This window comes from Streptomyces sp. NPDC032721 (assembly GCF_055579625.1).
Map to the genome: position 1 here is coordinate 38,321 of NZ_JBVIMX010000024.1, position 19,443 is coordinate 57,763.

At 70.6% G+C, this 19,443-nt stretch carries 25 protein-coding genes; 17 read left to right on the forward strand and 8 right to left on the reverse strand.

Features of this window, described 5'->3' with window-relative positions; translation table 11 throughout:
• Positions 1-39: 39 nt before the first annotated feature.
• Positions 40-465 (reverse strand): D-aminoacyl-tRNA deacylase, encoded by a 426-nt coding sequence (gene dtd, locus ACZ5PB_RS36575; RefSeq protein ID WP_468697280.1) that lies wholly within the window; start codon positions 463-465, stop codon positions 40-42.
• A gap of 138 nt (positions 466-603) precedes the next feature.
• On the opposite strand from dtd, the gene ACZ5PB_RS36580 reads away from it, so the two are divergent.
• The 3 genes from ACZ5PB_RS36580 (at position 604) to ACZ5PB_RS36590 (ending at position 3,658) form a co-directional block, all read left to right on the forward strand.
• A complete protein-coding gene (locus tag ACZ5PB_RS36580) occupies positions 604-1,254 on the forward strand; it encodes an RsiG family protein (protein WP_468697282.1) in 651 nt (216 codons plus the stop codon).
• 79 nt (positions 1,255-1,333) lie between these two features.
• Positions 1,334-2,305: an asparaginase gene (locus ACZ5PB_RS36585; RefSeq protein WP_468697283.1), complete on the forward strand. Its 972-nt coding sequence runs from the start codon at positions 1,334-1,336 to the stop codon at positions 2,303-2,305.
• A gap of 24 nt (positions 2,306-2,329) precedes the next feature.
• Positions 2,330-3,658, forward strand: a complete 1,329-nt coding sequence (locus ACZ5PB_RS36590; RefSeq protein WP_468697285.1) for a GNAT family N-acetyltransferase — start codon at positions 2,330-2,332, stop codon at positions 3,656-3,658.
• A gap of 50 nt (positions 3,659-3,708) precedes the next feature.
• Here ACZ5PB_RS36590 and ACZ5PB_RS36595 read toward each other — a convergent pair whose 3' ends face one another.
• Entirely contained in the window at positions 3,709-3,894 is a 186-nt protein-coding gene (locus ACZ5PB_RS36595; protein WP_468697287.1) for a hypothetical protein, read from the reverse strand.
• A 187-nt stretch (positions 3,895-4,081) separates the two neighbouring features.
• On the opposite strand from ACZ5PB_RS36595, the gene ACZ5PB_RS36600 reads away from it, so the two are divergent.
• Complete coding sequence (locus tag ACZ5PB_RS36600) at positions 4,082-4,978, forward strand: winged helix-turn-helix domain-containing protein (protein WP_468697289.1); 897 nt, start codon at positions 4,082-4,084, stop codon at positions 4,976-4,978.
• A gap of 13 nt (positions 4,979-4,991) precedes the next feature.
• Here ACZ5PB_RS36600 and ACZ5PB_RS36605 read toward each other — a convergent pair whose 3' ends face one another.
• Positions 4,992-5,192, reverse strand: a complete 201-nt coding sequence (locus ACZ5PB_RS36605; protein ID WP_468697290.1) for a hypothetical protein — start codon at positions 5,190-5,192, stop codon at positions 4,992-4,994.
• 221 nt (positions 5,193-5,413) lie between these two features.
• On the opposite strand from ACZ5PB_RS36605, the gene ACZ5PB_RS36610 reads away from it, so the two are divergent.
• The 6 genes from ACZ5PB_RS36610 to ACZ5PB_RS36635 all read left to right on the forward strand — a co-directional run bounded on the left by ACZ5PB_RS36610 (position 5,414) and on the right by ACZ5PB_RS36635 (position 10,455).
• Positions 5,414-6,286, forward strand: a complete 873-nt coding sequence (locus ACZ5PB_RS36610) for a winged helix-turn-helix domain-containing protein (RefSeq protein WP_468697291.1) — start codon at positions 5,414-5,416, stop codon at positions 6,284-6,286.
• 38 nt (positions 6,287-6,324) lie between these two features.
• Positions 6,325-7,026, forward strand: a complete 702-nt coding sequence (locus tag ACZ5PB_RS36615; RefSeq protein WP_468697293.1) for an HAD family hydrolase — start codon at positions 6,325-6,327, stop codon at positions 7,024-7,026.
• 75 nt (positions 7,027-7,101) lie between these two features.
• On the forward strand, positions 7,102-7,383 hold the full coding sequence (locus ACZ5PB_RS36620; protein ID WP_468697295.1) for a GntR family transcriptional regulator: 282 nt from the start codon (positions 7,102-7,104) through the stop codon (positions 7,381-7,383).
• A gap of 391 nt (positions 7,384-7,774) precedes the next feature.
• Positions 7,775-9,580: an aminoglycoside phosphotransferase family protein gene (locus tag ACZ5PB_RS36625; RefSeq protein WP_468697297.1), complete on the forward strand. Its 1,806-nt coding sequence runs from the start codon at positions 7,775-7,777 to the stop codon at positions 9,578-9,580.
• 18 nt (positions 9,581-9,598) lie between these two features.
• Entirely contained in the window at positions 9,599-10,312 is a 714-nt protein-coding gene (locus ACZ5PB_RS36630) for a TetR family transcriptional regulator (RefSeq protein ID WP_468697299.1), read from the forward strand.
• A complete protein-coding gene (locus ACZ5PB_RS36635; protein ID WP_468697301.1) occupies positions 10,309-10,455 on the forward strand; it encodes a hypothetical protein in 147 nt (48 codons plus the stop codon). Before ACZ5PB_RS36630 ends, ACZ5PB_RS36635 begins: the two co-directional genes overlap by 4 nt.
• On the opposite strand, the gene ACZ5PB_RS36640 is transcribed toward ACZ5PB_RS36635, so the two are convergent.
• The gene (locus ACZ5PB_RS36640) at positions 10,444-11,730 is read right to left on the reverse strand and encodes an MFS transporter (protein WP_468697303.1); all 1,287 of its coding nucleotides are present in this window, start codon (positions 11,728-11,730) and stop codon (positions 10,444-10,446) included. The genes ACZ5PB_RS36635 and ACZ5PB_RS36640 overlap by 12 nt on opposite strands.
• Before the next feature lie 64 nt (positions 11,731-11,794).
• Here ACZ5PB_RS36640 and ACZ5PB_RS36645 point away from each other — a divergent pair, with 64 nt between their 5' ends.
• Positions 11,795-12,172 carry a MerR family transcriptional regulator gene (locus tag ACZ5PB_RS36645; RefSeq protein ID WP_468697305.1) on the forward strand — a complete coding sequence of 126 codons (378 nt, stop codon included), beginning with the start codon at positions 11,795-11,797 and terminating at the stop codon, positions 12,170-12,172.
• Positions 12,173-12,285: 113 nt separating this feature from the next.
• Positions 12,286-12,816: a cupin domain-containing protein gene (locus ACZ5PB_RS36650; protein WP_468697307.1), complete on the forward strand. Its 531-nt coding sequence runs from the start codon at positions 12,286-12,288 to the stop codon at positions 12,814-12,816.
• Positions 12,817-12,858: 42 nt separating this feature from the next.
• Here ACZ5PB_RS36650 and ACZ5PB_RS36655 read toward each other — a convergent pair whose 3' ends face one another.
• The 3 genes from ACZ5PB_RS36655 to ACZ5PB_RS36665 all read right to left on the reverse strand — a co-directional run bounded on the left by ACZ5PB_RS36655 (position 12,859) and on the right by ACZ5PB_RS36665 (position 14,684).
• On the reverse strand, positions 12,859-13,308 hold the full coding sequence (locus ACZ5PB_RS36655; RefSeq protein ID WP_468697308.1) for a VOC family protein: 450 nt from the start codon (positions 13,306-13,308) through the stop codon (positions 12,859-12,861).
• A 10-nt stretch (positions 13,309-13,318) separates the two neighbouring features.
• Positions 13,319-13,693, reverse strand: coding sequence for a helix-turn-helix transcriptional regulator (locus ACZ5PB_RS36660; RefSeq protein WP_468697310.1), 375 nt, complete (start codon positions 13,691-13,693; stop codon positions 13,319-13,321).
• A gap of 580 nt (positions 13,694-14,273) precedes the next feature.
• Positions 14,274-14,684 carry a VOC family protein gene (locus ACZ5PB_RS36665; protein WP_468697312.1) on the reverse strand — a complete coding sequence of 137 codons (411 nt, stop codon included), beginning with the start codon at positions 14,682-14,684 and terminating at the stop codon, positions 14,274-14,276.
• A gap of 165 nt (positions 14,685-14,849) precedes the next feature.
• On the opposite strand from ACZ5PB_RS36665, the gene ACZ5PB_RS36670 reads away from it, so the two are divergent.
• The 5 genes from ACZ5PB_RS36670 (at position 14,850) to ACZ5PB_RS36690 (ending at position 17,857) form a co-directional block, all read left to right on the forward strand.
• Positions 14,850-15,635, forward strand: a complete 786-nt coding sequence (locus ACZ5PB_RS36670) for a thioesterase family protein (protein WP_468697313.1) — start codon at positions 14,850-14,852, stop codon at positions 15,633-15,635.
• Positions 15,636-15,677: 42 nt separating this feature from the next.
• Positions 15,678-16,268 (forward strand): hypothetical protein, encoded by a 591-nt coding sequence (locus ACZ5PB_RS36675; RefSeq protein ID WP_468697315.1) that lies wholly within the window; start codon positions 15,678-15,680, stop codon positions 16,266-16,268.
• Positions 16,269-16,339: 71 nt separating this feature from the next.
• Positions 16,340-16,810: a helix-turn-helix domain-containing protein gene (locus ACZ5PB_RS36680; RefSeq protein ID WP_468697316.1), complete on the forward strand. Its 471-nt coding sequence runs from the start codon at positions 16,340-16,342 to the stop codon at positions 16,808-16,810.
• A 23-nt stretch (positions 16,811-16,833) separates the two neighbouring features.
• Positions 16,834-17,394, forward strand: a complete 561-nt coding sequence (locus ACZ5PB_RS36685; RefSeq protein WP_468697318.1) for a hypothetical protein — start codon at positions 16,834-16,836, stop codon at positions 17,392-17,394.
• 124 nt (positions 17,395-17,518) lie between these two features.
• Positions 17,519-17,857, forward strand: coding sequence for a DUF2516 family protein (locus ACZ5PB_RS36690; RefSeq protein ID WP_468697319.1), 339 nt, complete (start codon positions 17,519-17,521; stop codon positions 17,855-17,857).
• Between the two features lie 43 nt (positions 17,858-17,900).
• Here ACZ5PB_RS36690 and ACZ5PB_RS36695 read toward each other — a convergent pair whose 3' ends face one another.
• Complete coding sequence (locus ACZ5PB_RS36695; protein WP_468697320.1) at positions 17,901-19,328, reverse strand: PP2C family protein-serine/threonine phosphatase; 1,428 nt, start codon at positions 19,326-19,328, stop codon at positions 17,901-17,903.
• Positions 19,329-19,443: the final 115 nt, after the last annotated feature.

Genomic DNA, 19,443 nt, shown 5'->3' on the forward strand with positions numbered 1-19,443 from the left:
ACGGATCCCCCCGCTGGTGCTCTGGGACAGGTGTCAGTGTCAGACGTCGATCAATACCGTGAACGGGCCCTGGTTCGTCAGGGAAACCCGCATGTCCGCACCGAACCTGCCCGTCTCCACCGCCGCTCCGAGCTTCCGCAGCTGCGCCACCACCTCGTCGACCAGTGGTTCGGCGACCTCGCCGGGGGCCGCGGCGTTCCAGGTGGGGCGGCGGCCCTTGCGGGCGTCCCCGTACAGGGTGAATTGCGAAATGACGAGAAGGGGCGCATTTACGTCGGAGCAGGACTTCTCGCCTTCGAGGATCCGCACCGACCACAGCTTGCGCGCCAGCTGCGCCGCCTTCTCGGGGGTGTCCTCATGGGTCACTCCCACCAGGACACACAGGCCCTCGCCGACCACTTCGCCGACCACTTCGCCACCGACGACGACACTCGCGCCGTCCACTCTCTGCACCACAGCTCGCATGGCGACCATGATGCCTTCCCCCGATGTCCTCCCTCCTGCAAGGGCCATACGGGTGCAGTGTTCCTGCGTCGATACGGGAAGGAGTGGCACGATGCGGGGCAAGGCGGTGCGCCGCACCGTTCGAGGGGACGGAAATACATGAGCACTTCTGGCGCCGGGCGCGGGTCCGGTCCCGTACCGATGCAAATGGCACCCATGGCGGAGGCGTTCCGGGCACCCGCTCCACGTACCGCGCACGGCTCCCCCGACGGGGAGTCCCCGGAGTTCCCGGAGTCCCCGGCGGCCGGGACCCCCGTACTCCCTGCGCACCCGCAGCCCGATCTGTCCGCCCTCGGCCTGCCGCAGCTGCGCATCCTGCGCAAGGACGCGCAGCGCGACGAAGCCGATCTGAGCTACGTACGGCGGCTGCTGCACGGCCGCATCGACATCCTGCGCGCCGAGCTGGGGCGGCGGGGCGGCCCGCAGACGCCGGTGGTGGAGCGGCTCTCCGAGATCCTCGCCGACACTCCCTCGCGGCACCGGTCGTCGGCCCGGCACGTGACGCTGTCGACGCCGCGCACCGAGGAGTACCGGCAGCTGGCCGGGGAGATGCTCGCGGAGGTCGAGCTGTCCGACCTCGACGCCCGGACGGACGAAGAGCTGCACGCGGGAATGGCCCGCCTGATCGGCTACGAGCAGCAGGTTTCCCGGCAGCGGCAGCAGCTCCAGCGGACCGCCGACGATTGCAGTGCGGAGATCGCCCGCAGGTACCGTGAGGGCGAAGCACAAGTAGACGATCTGCTCCACTGAGGTCCCTTCCCGGCATTCCGGGCCGGCCCCCGGTACGGGCGGATCCCCGTTCGCGTCCGTCCGGAAGGCCAAGTCGACGATGACCTCCTCCAGCACCACCGCAGCCCCCGTCATACCCCCGGTTCTCGCCGAAGTCGTCCGATCCGGCTTCGTCGAGGGCCATCATCGGGGCTCGCTGGTGATCCTGGCGGCGGACGGCAGTGTGGAGCTGGCCGTGGGCGACGTGAGTTCTCCCGTCTTCCCCCGCTCCAGCAACAAGCCGATGCAGGCCGCCGCCCTGCTGCGGGCCGGTCTCGACCTCTCGGGGGAGCGGCTGGCGCTGGCCGCCGCGAGCCACTCGGGCGAGGGCTTCCACCTGGACCTCGTACGCAAGATCCTCAGCGAGCACGGGCTGAGCGAGTCCGACCTCCAGACCCCGCCCGATCTGCCGCTGGACCCGGTCGAGGCCGAGGCGTACCTGGCGGCGGGCAAGGTCCGCGAGCGGGTCACCATGAACTGCTCCGGCAAGCACGCCGCGATGATCGCCGCCTGCCGGGCCAACGGCTGGGACACCGCCGACTACCTGGACCCGGCGCACCCGCTCCAGCAGCTGGTGCTTCAGTGCGTGGAGCTGGCGGCCGGGGAGCGGGTCACGGCGATCGGTACGGACGGCTGCGGCGCCCCGCTGATGGCGATCGGCCTCACCGGTCTCGCGCGTGCCTTCCGGTACTTCGTGCTCGCCGAGCCGGGCTCCCCGGAGCGCCGGGTGGCGGACGCGATGCGGGCGCACCCGGAGTACGTGGCGGGCACCCGCCGTCCCGACACCTGGCTGATGACGGCGGTGCCCGGCGTGCTGTCGAAGATGGGCGCGGAGGCGGTGCAGGCGGTGGCGCTGCCGGACGGGCGGGCACTTGCCTTCAAGATCGACGACGGGGGCGGGCGGGCGCTGGGGCCGGTGCTGGCCAGGGCGCTTTCGCTGCTGGGCGTGGCGGGCGAGGTGGTGGACCGGATCGGGGACGCCCCGCTGCTCGGGGGGCCGGTCAGGGTCGGCGAAATACGGGCGACTTTCTGAGGGGGGTGTGCTTAGCGTGGGCGCATGAGTGCCCACGCTGAGCCTTCCGTTCCTGCCGTTCCGTCCGCTCCCTCTGCTTCCGATGCCGTTGACGCCCTCGACGTACGGACCATCACCGAGGCCGACTTCGAGGCCTGGTCGCGTGCCAACAACACCGGTTTCCTGGTGGCCGCCCCGTACAGCGACGCGGATCGCGCGCTGCGGCTGCCGCGCACCGACCTCGGCAGGGCGCGGGGCGCCTTCGACGAGGGCCGGTGCGTGGCGACGTACCGCTCCTTCGGGCAGGAACTCACCGTGCCCGGCGGGCAGTCCGTGCGGGCGAACGCGATCTCCAGTGTGTCGGTGACGGCCACGCACCGGCGGCGCGGACTGCTCAGCCGGATGATCCGCGAGGACCTGACGGCGGCCAAGGAGCGCGGTGACGCGGTCGCGACGCTGATCGCGGCCGAGTACCCGATCTACGGGCGGTACGGCTTCGGGCACGCGACCTCGCTCACCAACTGGGAGATCGACGTCCACCGCACCGGTCTCGACCGAAAGCTGGCGGCCCCCGAGTGCGGCGGCAGGATCGACCTGGTCGACGCGGCCGAGGTGCGCAAGATCGGCCCCGAGCTGCACGAGCGGTTCCGGGCCGGCCAGCACGGCGCGATCGACCGGAGCACGGCCTGGTGGGAGAACAACACGGGCCTCACGGAGTACTCGTTCGACCCGTACAAGCCGTCCTTCTTCGCGGTCTACCGGGCCCCCGGGTCGGCCGGTGGCGAGGTCGAGGGCCTGGTCACGTACCGCGTCGACGAGAAGTGGGGCGACGCCAAGCAGCCGCAGAACACGCTGGCGGTGAGCGACCTGATCGCGGCCTCCCCGGCCGCCGAGCGGGCGCTGTGGCAGTTCCTGTGCACGATGGACTGGGTGGCGACGCTACGGACCGGCTACCGGGCGCCGGACGACCTGCTGCCCGATCTGCTGCCGGACTCGCGTGCGGCGCGGGTGGTCACTGCGGTGGACTGGCTGTGGGTGCGGGTGCTGGATGTCGTACGGGCGCTGGAGGCGCGGACGTACGGGACGGGTGGTGACATCGACGTGGTGCTTGAGGTGCGGGACCGGCTGGAGCTGGCCGGGGGCCGGTATCGGCTGACGGTGGCGGCGGACGGTACGGCGCGCTGCGTGCCCACCGAGGAGGATGCGGAACTGACTCTCGACGTACGGGAGTTGGGGGCTCTTTACCTGGGTGGGCGGTCGGCGGTGCGGCTGGCGGCGCTGGGTCTGCTGACGGAGGCGCGGCCGGGGGTGGCGGCACGGGTGGACGCGCTGTTCCGGACGGCGCGCGAACCGTGGTGCCCGGACATCTTCTGATTCCCGGGCCAGACTTTCTTGGGGCCTGATGTTCTTGGGTCGCCGTGCGCTCAGTTGAAGGCCGACTGGCCGAGGATCACGAGGGCGACGGAGCCGATGCCGAGGCAGGCCTTGTTGTTGGTCTTGACGCCGACGGTCAGGAACCCGACGGCGGCGACGCCGAGAATGCCGAAGCGGCCCTCGATCATTTCGCCGACGAAGTAGGCGCCAAGAGTGAGGAGTGCGATGAGCGGCATGGTGATCACTCCCTGGAGATGAGGATGATGGTGGATCTGATGCCAACTAGCTCTCAGTTCTTCTAAGTTGAGCCATCTGCTCCGACTTGGCAGCCAACTCTCCAATGTTGTCCCCGCAGTCCAAGAACTTTTAACCAGGTTCGTCAACAACTCCCGCTAGATGGCGTGAAGTTGTAGTGTTGCGGTTGTGAGCACTGCTGGCGCTGCCGTGAACGGCAGGAAAAGGTCGCACCGTGAGGTGGCCGACGCGCTGCGGGCCCGGATCAGGGCCAGGCAGCTGCGGCCGGGCGACCGGATGCCCACCCAGGCACAGCTGGCGGAGGAGTTCGGGGTCGAGCGGGGCGCCGTACGGCAGGCGCTGCGCATCCTCCAGGAGGAGCGGCTGCTGGTGAACGTGACCAAGGGATCGCCCGCGACGGTCGCCGACGGCGCGCCCGCCGCGCTCGCTCCGCACGCCGCGCCGCCGCAGCCGACGATGGTCGCGCTGGGGGCGCGCATCAAGGAGGCATTCACGGCTCCGCACGTGGAGATCGACGCGCTGTGCCTGACGGCGGGGTCGCTGACCCTGGCCTTCGGGGAGGCGCTGCGGCTGGTGCACGAGGGGCACGCCAGGCCGGAGAAGGTGACGGTGCGGGTGATGCTGCCGAGCACGGACATCCCCCTGGCCTTCCCGACGCCGGTGGCGGACGGCGACGACGACCGGCTGCACAGGCGGTGGCGGGCGCAGCGCAACGCCCAGGGCCAGGTCCTGCGGCACAACCTCCGCAGCCTGCGCCACTCGCACAAGATCGACGTCGATGTCACCTTCCGCGCGCTGCCGTTCACGCCGCCGGTCAAGCTCTACCTGCTCAACGGCAACGAGGCGCTCTTCGCGTACTACATGATCACCAAGCAGCAGGAGCAGTTCGAGGATCACGAGCCGCTGGAGATGTACGACACCGTGGGCACGCAGTCGATGCTGTTCCCGTTCGTCGAGGGGGCGGGCGGCCGGCGCGACGCGACGTTCGTGGAGCAGTCGCAGCTGTGGTTCGACTCGATCTGGAACACGATCAGCCAGGACCTGACGCTGGCGGCCGGCGTCTGAGCGTGCGCGGGCCTTACGGGCTGGCGTCGTTGTACGGCGCGAGCACCTGGACGGCCAGCACGGCGGCCCCGACCCCGGCACACCCGGGGCTCTTCGTTTTGGCGCCCAGGGCGATGAGCAGGATGGCGATGCCACCAGGGGTTCCGTACCGCCATTCCACGAACTTCTCGAATCCCAGAACGCATACGGCGGAGATCAGCAGCAGGACAGGCACGGGTCCCTCCCTCGGGAAGCTGTGGTGGCACAGGGGCGCGGTGGCACCGGAGTGGTGACGCACGACCGGGAGGCGACGCTGCCTCGACCAGGTTGGCCGATGGCCAACCAACTACACCCAAGTTGTCCCCACTTGGTCGCGATCAATAAACAACTTCCAAACAACTCCCGCTAGATGGCTACGAGTTGTAGCGTTGAGACGTGAGTGAGGAGAGCAACGCAATGAACGGCAGAAGGCGCTCGCACGACGAAGTGGCTGATGCTCTGCGCGAGCGCATCCGAAAAGGGGAGCTGAAGGTCGGCGACCACATGCCGACCCAGTCGAAGCTGGCCGAAGAGTTCTGTGTGGAGCGGGGCGTCGTCCGGCAGGCCCTGCGGATCCTCCACGAGGAGGGCCTGCTCACCGAGGCGAAGCGGGGTGCCCCGGCCCGTATCGCCGAGACGTCCCCGCAGGCGGCGGCCGGGGACCCGGTGGGCGCCCGCCCGCAGCCGACGCTGAGCGTGCTGGGCCCGAGGATCGCGGAGGCGTTCGCGGCCGACGACGTAAGCATCGACGCGCTGAGCCTGACGGCCGAGTCCCTGATACTGGCCCTGGCCCAGCCGGTGCAGCTGATCCACGAGAACCGTGTGAGCCCCCGCAGCATCAGGGCCCGCATCCTCCTGCCCGCCCGCAACATCGAGCTGGCCTTCCCGACGGGAACGGGCGAGGACGTCAAGGAGGACAGGCTCATCCACAGCCGCTGGCTGACCCAGCGCAACACCCAGGCCCATGTTCTGCGGCACACCCTCCACAGCCTCCGCCGCTCGCACGGCATCGACGTGGAAATCACCTTCCGCGCCCTGCCGTTCACCCCGCCGGTCAAGCTGTACGTACTCAACGGCACCGAGGCTCTGTTCGCGTACTACCAGGTCACCAAGCGGGCGGAGGAGATCGAGGAAACCAGCCTGGAGATGTACGACGCCATGGGCAGCGAATCCGTCCTCTTTCCCTTCGAGAGCAAGGCGGGCCCGCGCGACGAGGCGTTCGTGGAGCAATCAGCACAATGGTTCGACGCGCTCTGGAACACGATCACCTCGGACTTCACACTCGCCTAGTGACCTCCCACACGACTGACCTCGGGCAGGCGGTATCCGTGATCGAGCACGCAGCGGGCTTGATCACGGGCGCCACCTGCATACTCTTCGACTTCGACGGCCCGATCTGCGGCCTGTTCGCGGGTTACGGTGCACCCGACGTCGCTGGCCGGCTCGTGGCCTGGCTGGCGAGACGTGGCCTCGAAGTCCCTCCGGGTGACTTCGATGTGAGGGATCCGCACGCCGTGCTCGGGGCGACCCGGGCCGCGTATCCCGACCGGAAGCTGGTCCGGGAGCTCGAACGTGCGCTGACGGAGGAAGAGGTGCGGGCCACCGCCTCCGCCGAGCCGACCCCGTACGTCGACGACCTGATACGGGAATGGTCGGCACGCGGCAAATCGATGGCGATCGCGACCAACAACTCCCCGAAGGCGGCGGAACGTTACCTCGCCCGACGCGGCCTGGGCGACTGCTTCGCGGGCCACGTCTACGGCCGCACCCCGGACCTGGAGCGCATGAAGCCCCATCCGGACTGCCTCAACCGGGCGCTGGGCGCACTGGGGGCGGAGCCGGCCAAGTCCCTGATGATCGGCGACACTCCACCGGACCTGTACGCGGCGCAGCGGGCCGGAGTGGCGTTCCTCGGCTACGCGAAGGACGAACGCCGACAGCGGCGGCTGCGGTCGGCTGGGGCCTATGCCGTCGTGGACTCGCTGGAGAGCGTGCTCGACCTGGTGAAGGACATCGATCCTCGGGCCTGAGCCGTCACCGCCCCAACCACCGGTTGGTCGCGCGCAATTGGGATGCCATGAGAGCCGGAGAGGTAACGTCACCCTGTGGGGACAGCAGCCGGCAGTGACGGCGGCAGCCAGGCGTACCGACGGGTCGCCCGGTTGCTGCGTACAGCGATGTCTGACGGCACCTACGCGGTCGGTTCGCGGCTTCCGCCGCAACGCGAACTGGCGGAGCGGTTCGACGTCTCCCGGGACACCATTCAGCGCGCGCTGCGCGAACTGGTCAGCGAGGGCTGGGTGGAGGCCCGGCAGGGCAGCGGGACCAGGGTGGTCAGGGTCCAGCGGATTCACTCCGAGCGGTGCACCACCTGCAGACGGTCATAGCCGAGGCGTTCGAGGCGGAAGAGGTGACGCTCGACGTCTTCAGCCTCACCACCGAGACCCTGAGCGAGCTGCTCACCGGGCAGGCTGAGCGGATCAAGATCTGGGACTGCGCGCAGACCTCTTGCTGTACACGAAGGACGACGAACGGAATGCGCAGGGCACGCTCTTCGTCGAGTCCGCCCAGGGCTGGTTCGACTCGCTCTGGGACCTGCTGGCCGGCTGAACCGGCCTGGAGATCCGCTCCGGCGCGGAACGTCGGGAGCGTGTCGGGTGCTCGGGCACCAGTACACCCCGGGGTGTCTTTGTTTCACCTGAATGTCCCACGGCGCAGCCATAAAACGGGGCCGCTCCAGCGGAGGACTAGTGGAGGTGGCTAGTGTGACTCACTCCCATGAATCCCCTCGCGAATCTCCCCGGACGCACCCTCGGTCCACCGCTGGCCGAGGAGTTGGCGGGCATGCTGGCCCGGCGGGCCGAGACGCGGTCGGAGCGGGTGCCCCCGCTGTCGGCGGACTGGCCGCGCACCGGCCAGAGCAAGGCCTTCCTGTGCAGGCTGGTCGCCCTCGCGGACCAGGGCTTACGGGAGGCCAACTGGGCTGAGTTCGGCGGGCTGTTCGTCGCGCTGGGTGTTCCCGAGGGTGCGCTGCTTCGATTCGCCGACCGGCTGCCGGCCATGGCGCGGCGACCGTTCGTTCCGATGCTCGACCGCTACAGACGGGGGCCCGTCTCCTTCGGTGACCCGCTGTACGACCTGGCCAAGCACCTGGTGCGGCTGAACTACCCCCAGGAGCAGCAGGAGGAGGTCAAGCAGGCGTGGCTGCGCGCCATGGGCAGGGTCCGCCCGGAGGCGGCCAACGGGATGGACGCCGACCTCGGCCACTACCTCGACTTCGAGCGGGCGCAGGCGGTCTACCCGGTTGTCATGGGGGTGGCGAGGGCCCTGGCGAGGCCCTCCGCGCCGTTGGGGCTGGCGGAGGCTGCCGAGGCCGTGCACGAGGCATTGCGGGCCGCCAGTGGGCCGCTCCGGCTGGACGGCGTACCGGACAGGCCCGAGATCGGGCGGATCCTTCGGCGGTGGCAGGCGGCCAGGGCCGGTGGTGGTCCGGGGCCGGAGATCGCGTTGTTCCCCCGTTACTGGGTGGCCGACGCGGACTTCGGCGTCCGGCCGGAGTTCCCCGGCCGCGCGGTGACGGAAGCCCTCTCGGCCGAGGGTGCGGCGCCCTCGAACCGGGTGTTCAAGGGCACCGGGAACCTCAACACGGTCGTACGGGTGCGCAGCACGCGGGCCACCGTCGTGGTCCGCCGCAAGCTGCCCTCGGTCACCCGCCGCGAGGTCTGCTTCCTGGAGGAGCACAAGGTGCTGCTCGCCCTGGAGCACATGGCTCAGAAGGTCAGGGCGCCCCGCATCCTCGCCCTCGGCGTCAGCGGGTCGGGGGACGGGTTCGCCGTGCACTCGTACGAAGGACCGGCCGGCGGCCCTCCGGTGCACCCGGTGAACGGGCTGCTGCCCGCCGAGGCGGACGACCTGACCGACCAGCTCTGTGCACTCGCGGGCGTCGAGACGGCGGGCCTCGACCCGACCATGACGGCCGGCCGCTTCTACCCCTGGCTGAGCGAGCAGCTCGTACAGCTCGTCGCGTCGATGCCGGGCGAGTCGCTGCGGCTCGCCGAGACCCTCGGTCTTCCGTCGCCCAAGCTCCTCGGGGACATCCTGCGCACCCGGTCGGTCGCCCCGCGCCCCCCGGTCCTGCTGCACGGCGACCTCAACCCGTGGAACCTGGTCCGGTGCGGGACCCCCGGTCAACTCGCCGTCATCGACTGGGAGATGGCGATGATCGGCGACCCGCTGTACGACCTGGTCCGGCACTTCCACCTGACCCCGCAGCGCCCCGAGATCCGCCAGCGCATGCTGACCCGCTGGCGCCGGAGGCTGGAGGAGCGGGGGAGTGAGTACGTGGTCGGGTGGGAGCGGGACGTGCACACGTACCGGTGGATCGAGATCGTCCGCTCCGCCTACATCGACCTCGACCGGCTCGTCACCGGCGCGAGCCTGGATGCCCCGAACGTGGCGCGTGCGGTCGACTCGTACGCCATGACCCTCCAGTCGGCCACCGCCTCGCTCGGCCTGCGCGGCACCAGGGGGAGCAACCCCCGGCTCGCGCTGTCGCTGCCCCGGGACGAGCGCGGAACTCCGTGACCGGCGCGGCTGCCTAGGATGACGGTTCAGCCAGGTGGAGCCGGGTGGAGCCAGGTGGAACCAGGCGGAACAGGACACAGTGGGCGCCAGGAACGTCAGGGAGGGAGAGCCGTGGCCGGACCGGAGGGGCCAGGTCTGCGGGAGCTGAAGAAGCGGCGGACCTTCGCCGCGATCTCGGACGCGGCCATCGCGCTCTTTTTGGAGCGGGGGTTCGACGCGGTCTCCGTGGCCGAGGTGGCGGCGGCGGCCGAGGTGTCGAAGCCGACGCTGTTCCGGTACTTCCCGGCCAAGGAGGACCTGGCGCTGCACCGCTTCGCCGACCACGAGGACGAGTCGGCCCGGGTCGTGGCGGGCGCGAAGCGGGCGGGCGTCGGGGCGCTGGACGCCCTGGAGGCGCACCTGCTGGCGGGGCTGGAGCGGCGGGATCCGATCACGGGGCTGTGCGACGACCCCCGGGTGCTGGCGTACCAGCGGCTGCTGTACGGGACGCCGAGCCTGGTGGCGCGGTTGTTCGTCTATACGCGGCGGTCGGAGGCGGCGTTGGGCGAAGCGCTCGGGGGAGACCTGGGGGCACGGCTCGCCGCCGGGCAGATCGTGGTCGTACTGCGGACCCTCGCCGAGGAGAACTGGCGGCGGATCGAGGCCGGTGAGAGTGCCGACGCGGTGGAGGCGGGGGCCGTGGCGGCGGTGGGGCTGGCGTTCGGGCAGTTGCGGGGCGGGCTGGGGCTGTGAGCGGGCCCGCTCGCACGCGGACCGACGCCGAGCGCGTCCGGGTGGAGACGCTCGACGTCGGGGACGACAGCGGGAGGTACTTCCCGCAGGTGGGGGCCGAGTTCGCGAGGGCGCGGTTCGCCGAGGCGCTCTCAACCGGCTGACTCCGTACGGCGCTCGGGGAAGCCGTGGCTCCGGGCGGCGAACACCAGCAGGAGTACGGGGACGAGCAGGGCCAGCACGCTCCACGGGAAGGAGGCGGAGCCCAGCGCCCCGAGCAGGATGCCGCCGACGACCCCGCCGCCCGCCATGGCCACGTTCCAGAGGGTGACCAGCATGGCCTGCGCGGCGTCGCCGTGCTCCTCGCCGCCCGCGTCGCCCGCCGCGGTCTGGAGCAGGGTGGGGGCGCCGCCCCAGCCGAGACCCCACAGGACCACTGCGGCGTACACCATCGCCGTACTGTCCGAGAGCAGTGCGAGGAGGGCGGCGGCGACCGCGATCAGGAGCGTCGCGCCGATCATCAGGGCGCGCAGCCGGCGGTTGATCTGCGCGCCGACGATCCAGATGCTCAGCAGCGAGGCGCCGCCGAAGACGAGGAGCACGAGGTCGATGGAGTCGCCCATGCCGAGCTCGGTGAGGAACGTGGCGATGAAGGTGTAGAGGACGGTGTGCGCGAGGACGAAGACGAGGGTGACGGCGAGGACGGGGGCGACGCCGGGGACGCGGAGGGCGGTGAGCATGCCGGGGGTTCTGGTCTTCGAGCCACTGCCCTTACTGGTGCTGGTGCCGGTGTGTGAGTGACTGCCGGTACGCGGCTGACCGGGGAAGTCCGGTACCACCGCCGCGATCCAGCCCAGCAGTACGAGCGTGAGCGCCGTCATCGCGAGGAACGCCGTCTGCCAGTCGGTCGCTCTGCCCAGGAAGGTGCCCGCCGGGACGCCCAGCGACAGGGCGACCGGGATGCCCGCCATGGCGATGGCGATCGCCTTGCCCTGGAGGTGTACGGGGGCCATCCGGCGGGCGTACCCGGCGAGCAGCGCCCAGGCCAGCCCGGCCGCGACACCGGCGACGAAACGGGCCGCCATGGTGAGGGTGTAGTCGGTGGAGAGCGCGGTCACCGTGTTGGCGGCGGCGAAGCCCGCCATCGAGGTCAGCAGCAGGCGCTTGCGGCGCCAGGCGGCGGTGGCGGCGGTCAGCGGGATGGCGGTGAGCGCGGTGCCGATGGCGTAGACGGTGATGGTCTGCCCGGTGGCCGACTCGCTGACCCCGAGGTCGCCGCCCATCGCGGGCAGCAGCCCGGCGGGGAGGGTCTCGGTGAGGCTGGTGATGAAGACGGCAGTGGCGAGGGCGAGGAGGGCGCCGAGGGGAAGCGACTGACGCGGGGCGGGAGTTGAGGATGCGGACTTCTGAACGCCGTGGGCGGCGTGTGTCGTTGACATGCCGGTATGGTCGAACCCTCACATCGGTGTGAGGGTCAACGCGAGAGGCTGTGAGGTGGGTCACATGAGGATCGGCGAGCTGTCGGAGGCGACCAACACGCCCCGGAGGATGCTGCGTTACTACGAGGAGCAGGGTCTCATCGCCGCCGAGCGCGCCGCCAACGGCTACCGGGAGTACGACGAACGCTTCGTCGACCGCGTCGCACAGATCCGCGGACTGCTCGACGCGGGGCTGCCCACCCGCATCATCAAGCAGATCCTGCCCTGCCTGGACAAGCCCCGCACCATCCATTTCCCCGACGCGACCCCGGAGATGCTGTCCACGCTGGAGGCGGAACTGGAGCGGATGACGGCGAGGGTGGAGTGCCTGCGGCGGAACAGGGACGCGATTGCGGAGTATCTGGAGGCGGTACGTCCGACGCCAGCCCGAACGGCAAATTGACCCAACAGCTACGCCATGGAATGCACCCTGTGGTGGGTCTATCGGCTCTCTAAAGTAGAGATCACAAGGCAACGAACGGCCGCTGAAACGGCCCACCACCTGGGAGTTACCCAATGAACGCCACCACGAACGCCACCGCCACCGCCACCAAGGCCGCCACCACCCCCCGCGCCGTCCTCACCCGCGCCGCCACCGCCGAGACCACCAGCGACCCGAGCAGCGTGATGACCCTGCTCGTCGACTGCGGCACGGACGGCTCCACGGTCACCAGCTACCGCTCCACCTTCGCCGCCGGCGCGGTCGGCGCCCCCGCCCACTTCCACACCCGTGCCTCGGAGCTCTTCTTCGTCATCGACGGCACCCTCCAGGTCCTCATCGACGACGAGGTCCAGACCCTGAACAAGGGCGACTTCCTCCTCGTCCCGCCGCACACCCCGCACGCCTTCGCCGCCGCCCCCGGCGCCACGGCGGACGTCCTGTTCGTCTTCACCCCGGGCATGCCCCGCTTCGACTACCTGCGCCTGCTGGGCCGGGTGATGCGGGGCGAGGCAAGCCCGCAGGAGATCAAGGACTCCTCGGAGCTGTACGACAACCACTACGTCGACAGCCCGGTGTGGCGCGAGGCGCTGGCAACTGGCCGCTGAGGCCCGGGACTTGCATCCCGGGCCCGCGTCGAGGGAACTCCGTCACTGCTTCCGGGACTGGCTGAACCGGATCATGTTCCCGGCCGGGTCGCGGAAGGCGCAGTCGCGGACGCCGTAGTGCTGGTCCATCGGCTCCTGGAGGACCTCGCCACCGGCGGACCGGATCCGCTCGAAGGTGGCGTCGACATCGTCGGTACGGAAGATGACGCCGCGGAGCATCCCCTTGGCCATGAGTTCGGTGACCGCCTTGCGGTCGGCGTCGGAGGCGTTCGGATCGGCGAGCGGGGGCTCAAGAACGACCTCGACGTCCGGCTGGGCAGGGGAGCCGAGGGTCAGCCAGCGCATCCCCTCGTACCCGACGTCATTGCGCACTTCGAGGCCGAGGGCGTCGCGGTAGAAGGTGAGCGCCTGCTCGGGGTCGTCGACGGCGATGAAGCACTGCGCGAGGGTGACAGGGCTCGTGTTCGTGCTCGTGTTCTCGTTGGTTTCCATGCACTCCACGCTAGGAGCCGGTGGACTTCTTCGCTTCTCCGTTCCTGACCGGCCGGGTGTGGATCTTGGCCACGCAGGCGGGGACGGCGGCGCCGTCCGAGTGATCGCGGGCCCGGTACGCGCTCGGGCTCTCGCCGACGAGCTCGGTGAAGCGGGAGCTGAAGGAGCCGAGCGAGGTACACCCGACGGCCATGCAGACGTCCGTCACGGACATCTCCCCGAGCCGCAGGAGAGCTTTGGCGCGCTCGATCCGGCGGGTCATGAGATAGCTGTACGGGGTCTCCCCGAACGCGGTACGGAAGCTGCGCTGGAAGTGCCCGACGGACATGAGGGCGTCCTGCGCGAGGGCCGGGACGTCGAGGGGCTGCGCGTAATCCCGATCCATCCGGTCACGCGCCCGACGAAGACGAACGAGGTCGGCCAGAAGAAGAGCTGCCACCCCAAAAACCTAACAGCGCCACCCCCCAAACACAGCCCCGTTCCCCCGCCGAACCCCTCGGGCGACGAAGCCGCCTACGCCCCCACGGCCCGAGGCCGCCTACGCCCCCACCCCTCGGGCGCGGGGCTACGCCCCCGCCCCCTTGGGCGGCGGGGCCGCCCCCCCGGGGGCGGGACGGGCGGGCAAGGGGGCGGCCCCCGGCGGAGCCGAACCCTCCGGCCCCGCCCCACCTCTGCCACGGCCCCCCTACCTCTCCCCCCGCTCCCCCCTCCGCCTCACCACAAACGCATACAACGACTCCCCATACGCCCCCCGAAACTCCCGCACCAGACACCCCACCGGCATCCCCGCCCCCCGAGCCAACGCCACCACATCCAGCGGCCGCGCCCACTCCCTGTCGACCCGGTCACGAACCCTGCGCAGCCGCACAAGATCCTCCAGCCGCTGCGCCGCGATCCGCGCACTGGCCCACCCTGGCTTGCACATCCCTGCCCCCTCCTGTCCCGGCCGCGTCAGCCGCGCCGCCTCAGCCCACTTCCTGGATCCGAATCAGATTCCCCGCCGGATCCCGAAAGGCACAGTCCCGGATCCCGTACGGCTGATCCGTCGGCTCCTGAACGACCTCCGCCCCCGTCGCCCGCACCTTCGCGAACGTGCCGTCGAGGTCAGGAGTCGCCAGCAGGATCCACCCGTACGTCCCCTTGGCCATCATCTCGGCGATGGTGCGCCGCTCGTCCTCGCTGATGCCGGGATCGACGGCCGGCGGCGCCAGCAGGATGGAGGTGCCGGGTTGCCCGACGGGCCCGACCGTGATCCACCGCATCTTGCCCTGGCCGACGTCGTTGCGTACCTCGAACCCCAACGCCTCCCGGTAGAACGCGACGGACGCGTCCGGGTCGTCGTGGGGCAGGGCGCTGGTGTGAATGGTGATGTCCATGCCGGTCAGGCTAAGCAGGTACGGCCCTCCGCGCTTCTTGAATCCTGACCTTTAGCGGGAAGCGAGTTACTAGCAAGGACCCGCACGCCGCGCCCGGACACCCCGCTGGCACGCTGTCACGTACCCACTCACTCGTACGGCCGCCCAGCCAGAGGGAAGTCCCCGTTGAACGCCGGAAGTTACTACCACCACATCGACGAGCACCACTACAAGCCCACGGCCCACGCCGGCGGCGCGTGGGACCCGGACGAGCAGCACTTCAGCCCGTTCGGCGGCCTCATGGTGCACGCCATCGACTGCCACCTGGCCGCACGACCGGACGCCGAACGCATGGTCATGTCCCGGATCAGCTTCGACATCCTCGGCCGCCTGGCACTGGACGAGTGCGAGATCCACGTCGAGACCCTCCGCCCCGGCCGCACCATCGAACTCGTGGAAGCCGTCGCCCTGATCGGTGACCGCCCCGTCGTACGGGCACGGGCCTGGCTCCTGGCCGCGACCGACACCACCGGGGTCGCGGGCGGCGGCGCCGACCCGCTCACCGGGCCCGACCACCTCGCGTCCTGGCCGATGGGCGCGGAATGGCCCGGCGGGTTCGTCGCCTCGCTGGACGTCCGCCCCCTCGCACCCCCGCAGCCGGGCCGCGCCACCGCCTGGCTCTCCACCGCCCTGGACCTCGTCGCGGGCGAGCAGGTCAGCCCGCTCGCCTCCTACGTGGCCCTGGTCGACACCGCCAACGGCATCGCCGTACGCCGGCCGCCCACCGCCTGGATGTTCCCCAACGTCGACCTGACCATCCACCTCCACCGAACCCCCGAAGGCCCGTGGACCGGCCTGGACACCACCGTCACCTTCGGCCCCACGGGCCAGGGCATCACCAGCACGGTCCTGCACGACCTGACGGGCCCGGTCGGCCACGCACAGCAGATACTCACGGTCCGCCCCCTGTAAGCCGAGCCAAGCCAAGCCGAGCCGAGACGAGTTGACGACCAAGTGATCACCGAGTACCAGCAGAAACTGCGCGAGCACTACCTCGCCGCCCCCGTCATGCCGGCCCCGCAGCCGTGGCAGCAGGTACTGGACCGCCGGCCCGTCGGAGGCCTCCTCGGCATCGGCTTCGCCGTCCATCCCGACACCGGGCACGACCTGGTCATGGTCGTCTCCGGCGACGGCCACGGACTCTTCGACGCGGTGACGGGCGAGAAGATCGCCCGCGACCGTGACCCGGACCCCGAGACCAGCACCCCGGACGATTCACCGGACCTCACCTGCCCCGGCCTGGGCCCGGTCGAAGGCACCCCGGTGCACATCGCCGGTCTCTTCGGCGGCGGCCTGCCCCGCACCACCCCGGACGGCTGGACCCTGGACGTCGTCAGCCCGGACTGGCCCCACGACCGAGTCATCCTCTCCGCCGACGGCGGCTCCAACAAGGGCCCGGCGGGAGGGACCTGGTGGCACGTCCTGCACGCCGATTACTCGGAATTCCGCGCGGCCGGCTTCTCCCCCTCCGGCCTGACCCTGGCGGTCGCCACCAGCAGCGACCTCACCCTCTGGACCCGCCCCGAGCTCCGCTTCGACAGCTGAGCGATGTGCCATGGGACACTTTTGCAAGCGGCTGCTTGCAAAAGTTAGCAAGGTGGGTGCACCATCGGGGCATGGCAACACTGAACGTCGGCAACCTCGGGGACTACCTGCGCGAGCAGCGGCGCAACGCGCAGCTGTCGTTGCGGCAGCTCGCCGATGCCGCCGGGGTGTCCAATCCGTACCTCAGCCAGATCGAACGCGGTCTGCGCAAGCCGAGCGCGGACATCCTGCAGCAGCTCGCGAAGGCGCTGCGGATCTCTGCCGAGACGCTGTACGTGCAGGCCGGAATCCTCGACGAGAAGGAGCGGGACGAGCTGGAGACGCGAGCCGTCATCCTGGCCGACCCCTCGATCAGCGAGCGGCAGAAGCAGGTGCTGCTCCAGATCTACGAGTCCTTCCGCAAGGAGAACGCCGCAGAGGCCGCACAGGCCGCACAGAGCGCCGAGGATGCCGGGGCCGCCGAGGCCGCACAGGCCCGAGGTGCTGCGGACGATCACGACGCTGCCGGTGCCGACAGTGCTGCCGACCCACCCTCACACTGATGCGATCCGGGAGGACCACAGTTATGGCCATCAGCGATGACCTGCGCAAGACCCTCGCCGACCCGACCCCCCTCTACTTCGTCGCCGGTACGGCCGACCTCGCCGTGCAGCAGGCCAAGAAGCTCGCCGACGAGGCGCCGGAGCGCTTCGAGAAGGTGCGGCAGGCCGACCCCAAGGCCGTACAGGAGAAGGTGACTTCGCAGGCCAAGGAGGCTCAGGCCACCCTGACGGCGAAGTTCTCCGAGGTGGTCGGTTCGTTCGACACGGATCTGAAGAAGCTGGGCGAGACCGCCCAGGACCTGGCCCTGCGGGGCGTGGGCGTGGCCGCCGAGTACGCGGTCAAGGCCCGGGAGACGTACGAGAAGGTCGCCGAGCACGGTGAGCAGGCCGTGAAGCAGTGGCGCGGCGAGGCGGCCGAGGAGATCAACGAGATCGCGGTCGCGGTCGAGCCCGACCCGGAGCCGGAGCCCGCGAAGCCGGTGGCGGTGAAGGAGGAGCCGAAGGCCGCTGCGGCGCCCAAGAAGGCCCCGGCGCGCAAGACCGCCGCGAAGAAGGCAGAGCCGGCTGCTGCCGACGACCAGTAGGACAAGAAAGCTGCAAGTGGTCTGACGTGACGGGCCGGATCGCCCGAGGGTGTCCGGTCCGTCGTTTCGGTACCTTGGGCGAGACGGTCAAGTGGCGGTCAAACCTGATGAGGCGGTGCTCGGCATGTTGCGTGATGGATTCGATATCGGGCTTTGGTTCGTGGTCGGCCTGGTCTTCACCGTGACCGCGGTGGCGGCGCTGGTGCTGGCGGCGATGGCCCGCGCCGACGCCTACCGCGCGGCCGACAAGCAGTCCAAGAACTTCTGGCTGATCATGCTGGCCATCACGGTGCTGGTGAACTTCCTGGGGATCTTCTTCCTGCAGATCGCGGGCCTGGTCGCGTCGATCGTCTTCCTCGTCGACGTACGGCCCGCGCTGCGGCAGGTCTCCGGTGGCGGCGGTGGGCGCCGCGGAGGCAGCAGCAGCGACGGACCGTACGGCCCCTACAACGGCGGGCGTTGAGCCCGGGCGAACCGGGACGCACACCGGACCGGGAGCAGGTCGACTACCAGGACGGGCGTTGAGTCGCGGCCGGGTGCCCCTTGGCGGGTGCCCGGCCGTTGCTCGTTGCGGAGAGCCCGCCGGATACGCCGGGTCCGCCGGAACCGCCGGGTCCGCCCGGTTCGGGCCGGTCGCGGTCGCGGTCCAGGAGGAGGACGGCCACGTCGTCCGTGAGTTCGCCGCCGTTCAGCTCGCGGACCCGGGTGACCGCCGCGTCGAGGAGGTCCTCGCCGCGCAGCCCCTCGGACAGCTGGCGGTTGATCATGTCGACCATGCCGTCCTGGCCGAGGCGTCCGGTGTCGCTGCCTTCGACGCGCCCCTCGATCAGGCCGTCCGTGTACATCAACAGGCTCCAGGCGCCGCCCAGTTCGACCTGCTGGCGCGGCCAGCGGGCACGCGGCAGCAGCCCGAGGGCCGGGCCTCCGTCGTCGTACGGCATCAGCTGCGCCGGCCGGCCCTGGCGGGTGATCAGCGGCGCCGGGTGGCCGGCCAGGCACAGGCCGGCCCGGCGGCCGTCGGGGGCGATGTCGACGGTGCACAGCGTCGCGAAGATCTCCTCGCTCTCGCGCTCGTGCTCCAGCACCTTCTGGAGGGTGGACAGGAGCTCGTCGCCGCACAGGCCCGCGAAGGTCAACGCCCGCCAGGCGATGCGCAGTTCGACGCCGAGTGCCGCCTCGTCGGGGCCGTGGCCGCAGACGTCGCCGATCATCGCGTGCACGGTGCCGTCCGGGGTGCGGACGGTGTCGTAGAAGTCGCCGCCGAGCAGCGCGCGGGAGCGGCCGGGCCGGTAGCGGGCCGCGAAGCGCAGGTCGGAGCCGTCCAGGAGCGGGGTCGGCAGCAGGCCGCGCTCCAGCCGGGCGTTCTCCTGGGCGTGCAGCCTCGACTCGGCCAGCTTGTACGAGGCGGTGTCGGCGCGCTTGCGCTCCACCGCGTACCGGATGGCACGGCTCAGCAGCCGCCCGTCCAGCTCGTCGCGGAAGAGGTAGTCCTGCGCTCCGGCCCGTACGGCGGCCGCCGCGTGCTCCGGCCGGTCCGGCGGGGTCAGCGCCAGTACGGCATGGCCGGGGGCCATCCGCAGTACGTCGCCGAGCGCGCCCAGCAAGGGCCCCTCGCCGTCGGTGGCGGCTTCCTGGCGGCAGTCGGCGCAGTGGCCGCAGCCGGGCAGGTCCAGGTCGAGCAGGACGCAGTGGACGTCGTCGGTGAGCAGCCGCTCGGCCTCGGTGAGGTTACGGGCGGTGCGCACGCGCACCTTGGTGCCGTTCGCCGCGTCGATCAGGTCGGGCACGGCGAAGGCGTCCGCCGGGTCGTTCTCGATCACCAGCAGCGTGAGGTCGGTCGGCTGCTGGCCGGTGGTGTGCTGGTCGCTGTACTCGCCGGCCTGACCGCTTTCCGCGGCAGGCACTGCTCGTTGCCGCGGTATGGGTACGGGCATCGGTTCGGTTCCTTCCCTCCCCCCGAGGGCGCGGTGGGACGCCGAGCGACGCCCCGCCAAACGGGGACCATAGCGGTACCCGGGGCCGCAACGGAATGCCGTTCACGAATCCGCC